This is a genomic window from Ruegeria sp. N11, assembly GCF_056531525.1.
Genome location: NZ_JBQFLX010000062.1, coordinates 1 through 3,463 on the forward strand (window position 1 = coordinate 1; position 3,463 = coordinate 3,463).

General features: G+C 63.3%; 2 protein-coding genes. Both read left to right on the forward strand.

Going from position 1 to position 3,463, the window contains the following annotated elements; translation table 11 throughout:
• The first annotated feature begins 36 nt into the window (after window positions 1-36).
• Window positions 37-402 (forward strand): glycine cleavage system protein GcvH, encoded by a 366-nt coding sequence (gene gcvH, locus ACR0J8_RS24100; RefSeq protein WP_170613943.1) that lies wholly within the window; start codon window positions 37-39, stop codon window positions 400-402.
• Between the two features lie 174 nt (window positions 403-576).
• Window positions 577-3,432, forward strand: a complete 2,856-nt coding sequence (gene gcvP / locus ACR0J8_RS24105) for an aminomethyl-transferring glycine dehydrogenase (protein ID WP_480892837.1) — start codon at window positions 577-579, stop codon at window positions 3,430-3,432.
• The last annotated feature ends 31 nt before the right edge of the window (window positions 3,433-3,463 follow it).

A 3,463-nucleotide genomic window follows, 5' to 3' on the forward strand; every position in this document is an offset into this window, starting at 1 on the left:
CAAAACTACAAGCGTTGAAGTCAGGAGAGAACAGGAATGTCGACGTATTATTCTGAAGAGCACGAGTGGCTGCGAGTTGAAGGAGAAGTTGCGACGCTGGGGATTACGGTTCATGCGGCTGAGCAGCTTGGCGATGTTGTTTTTGTCGAGCAGCAGGAAGCGGGTGACGAGTTTGAGAAGGGCGGCGAGATCGGAGTGATCGAGTCGGTCAAGGCGGCGTCCGAGCTTTATGCGCCGGTGGATGGCGAGATTGTCGAGGTGAACGAGGCGCTGGCGGACAATCCCGGTTCGCTGAACGACGACCCCGAGGGCGAGGCGTGGATCTACAAGATCAAGATCGCGGATGCCTCGCAGCTGGAGGATCTGATGGATCTGGACGGCTACAAGGCCCTGATCGGCTGAGCAAACGGCGGGTTCCGACGGGATCCGCCCCCTTCTTTCACCCGGAGCCGCTGATTTGGGCTCCGCCCGTTTGGGCCTGAAACTGTCCCCGGACAGGTTCCAGGACGGCCCTTACCCCACGCCGGAGGCTCCTGCCAGAGCGGCTGGGTGAGACATTTCATGAGGAGCGCTGCAATGGCCTTCAAACTGACCGATTACGAAGCCTATGACTTCGCCAATCGCCGCCACATCGGCCCGTCGCCCACCGAGATGCGCGACATGCTGAAGGTGATCGGCTTCAAGACGCTGGACGAGCTGATCGACGCCACCGTCCCGCCGGCGATCCGGCAGACAGAGCCGCTGGACTGGGGTCCGGCGATGACCGAGCGCGATGCGCTCTTTCACATGAAAGAGGTGGCGCGCAAGAACAAGGTTCTGACCTCGCTGATCGGTCAGGGCTATTACGGCACCACCACGCCGGCGCCGATCCTGCGCAACATCCTGGAAAACCCGGCCTGGTACACCGCCTATACGCCCTATCAGCCCGAGATCAGCCAGGGCCGTCTTGAGGCGCTTCTGAACTTCCAGACCATGGTCAGCGACCTGACCGGGCTGGACGTGGCCAACGCCTCGTTGCTGGACGAAGCCACAGCTGCTGCCGAGGCGATGGCGATGGCCAAGCGTGGTGGTCGCTCCAAGGCCAACAACGCGGCCTTCTTCGTGGACAAGAACTGCCACCCGCAGACCATCGCGGTCATTAAAACACGCGCTGAGCCTCTGGGCATCGACGTGCAGGTGGCCGATCCAGATCAACTGGACGCAGGCGCGGTGTTTGGCGCCATCTTCCAGTATCCGGGCACCTATGGCCATGTGCGCGACTTCTCTGCCGAGATCGCGGCGCTGCATGAACATAAAGCGATCGCCATCGTGGCGGCCGACATCCTGTCGCTGGCGCTGCTGAAGTCACCGGGCGAGATGGGCGCGGACATTGCCATCGGCTCGACCCAGCGCTTTGGCGTGCCGATGGGCTATGGCGGCCCGCACGCGGCCTACATGGCGACTACCGACAAGCTGAAACGGTCGATGCCGGGGCGGATCATCGGCGTCAGCATCGACAGCCGTGGCAACAAGGCCTATCGCCTGGCGCTGCAGACCCGCGAGCAGCATATCCGCCGCGAAAAAGCCAACTCGAACGTCTGCACCGCGCAGGCGCTGCTGGCCGTCATTGCCTCGATGTATGCGGTCTATCACGGCCCCGACGGCATCAAGGCCATCGCGCAATCGGTGCACCGCAAGACCTCGCGCCTGGCCGACGGTCTGGAGGCGGCAGGCTTTGCCGTGGAACCCGAGGTGTTCTTCGACACCATCACGGTCGAGGTCGGCCATCTGCAGAAAACGGTCATGGAGGCCGCCGTGGCCCGGGGCGTCAACCTGCGCAAGGTCGGCGAGACCAAGGTCGGCATAAGCCTTGATGAACAGACCCGGCCCGAGACCATCGAGGCGGTCTGGGGTGCCTTCGGCATCGACCGCAAGGATGACAGCTCGAACAAGCATTACCGCCTGCCGGAACATGCGCTGCGCGAAAGCGCGTACCTGACCCACCCGATCTTCCACAAGAACCGGGCCGAGGCCGAGATCACCCGCTACATGCGCCGTCTGGCCGACCGCGACCTGGCACTGGACCGGGCGATGATCCCGTTGGGGTCCTGCACCATGAAGCTGAACGCCACGATCGAGATGATCCCGGTCACCTGGCCCGAGTTCGGCAATCTGCACCCGTTCTGCCCCGAAGATCAGGCGCAGGGTTATCTCGAGATGATCGACGATCTGAACGACAAGCTGTGCCAGATCACCGGCTATGACGCGATCTCCCAGCAGCCCAACTCGGGCGCGCAGGGTGAGTACGCAGGCCTGCTGACCATCCGCAACTATCACTTCGCCCGTGGCGAAGGGCACCGCAATGTCTGTCTGATCCCGACCTCGGCGCATGGCACCAACCCGGCTTCGGCGCAGATGGTGGGCTGGCAGGTGGTGCCGGTGCAGTCGGATGACAAGGGCAACATCGATGTCGCCGATTTTCGCGCCAAGGCGGAAAAGCACAGCGACCATCTGGCCGCCTGCATGATCACCTACCCCTCGACCCATGGCGTGTTCGAGGAAACCGTGCAGGAGGTCTGCCAGATCACCCATGACCACGGCGGTCAGGTCTATATCGACGGCGCCAACATGAACGCCATGGTCGGTCTGGCCCAGCCGGGCAAGATCGGCGGCGATGTCAGCCACCTGAACCTGCACAAGACCTTCTGCATCCCGCATGGCGGCGGCGGCCCCGGCATGGGTCCGATCGGCGTCAAGGCGCATCTGGAAGAGCATCTGCCCGGCCACCCGGAATACGGCACCGCCGTGGGTCCGGTCTCGGCGGCGCCCTTCGGCTCGCCCTCGATCCTTCCCGTATCGTGGGCCTATGTGCTGCTGATGGGCGGTGAGGGTCTGACCCAGGCGACGAAAGTGGCAATCCTGAACGCCAACTACATCGCGGCACGGCTCAAGGATGCCTATCCGATCCTCTACACCTCGGAAACGGGCCGGGTGGCGCATGAATGCATCCTCGACACCCGTCCGCTGGACGAGGCCGCGCATGTCAGCGTCGATGACATCGCCAAGCGTCTGGTCGATAGCGGCTTCCACGCGCCGACCATGTCCTGGCCGGTGGCGGGCACCCTGATGGTCGAACCCACCGAATCGGAACCCATGGCCGAGCTGGACCGCTTCTGCGATGCCATGCTGTCCATCCGGGCCGAGGCGCAGGACATCATCGACGGCAAGATCGACGCGGACAACAACCCGCTCAAAAACGCCCCCCACACGGTGCGCGATCTGGTCGGCGACTGGGACCGCCCCTACACCCGCGAACAGGCCTGCTTCCCCCCGGGCTCCATGGGCGTCGACAAATACTGGTCCCCCGTCAACCGCGTCGACAACGCATACGGCGACAGAAACCTCATCTGCACATGCCCTCCAATGTCAGAATACGAAGAAGCCGCTGAGTGAAAGATAAAACCCCGCCAGCAAAATGGCGGGG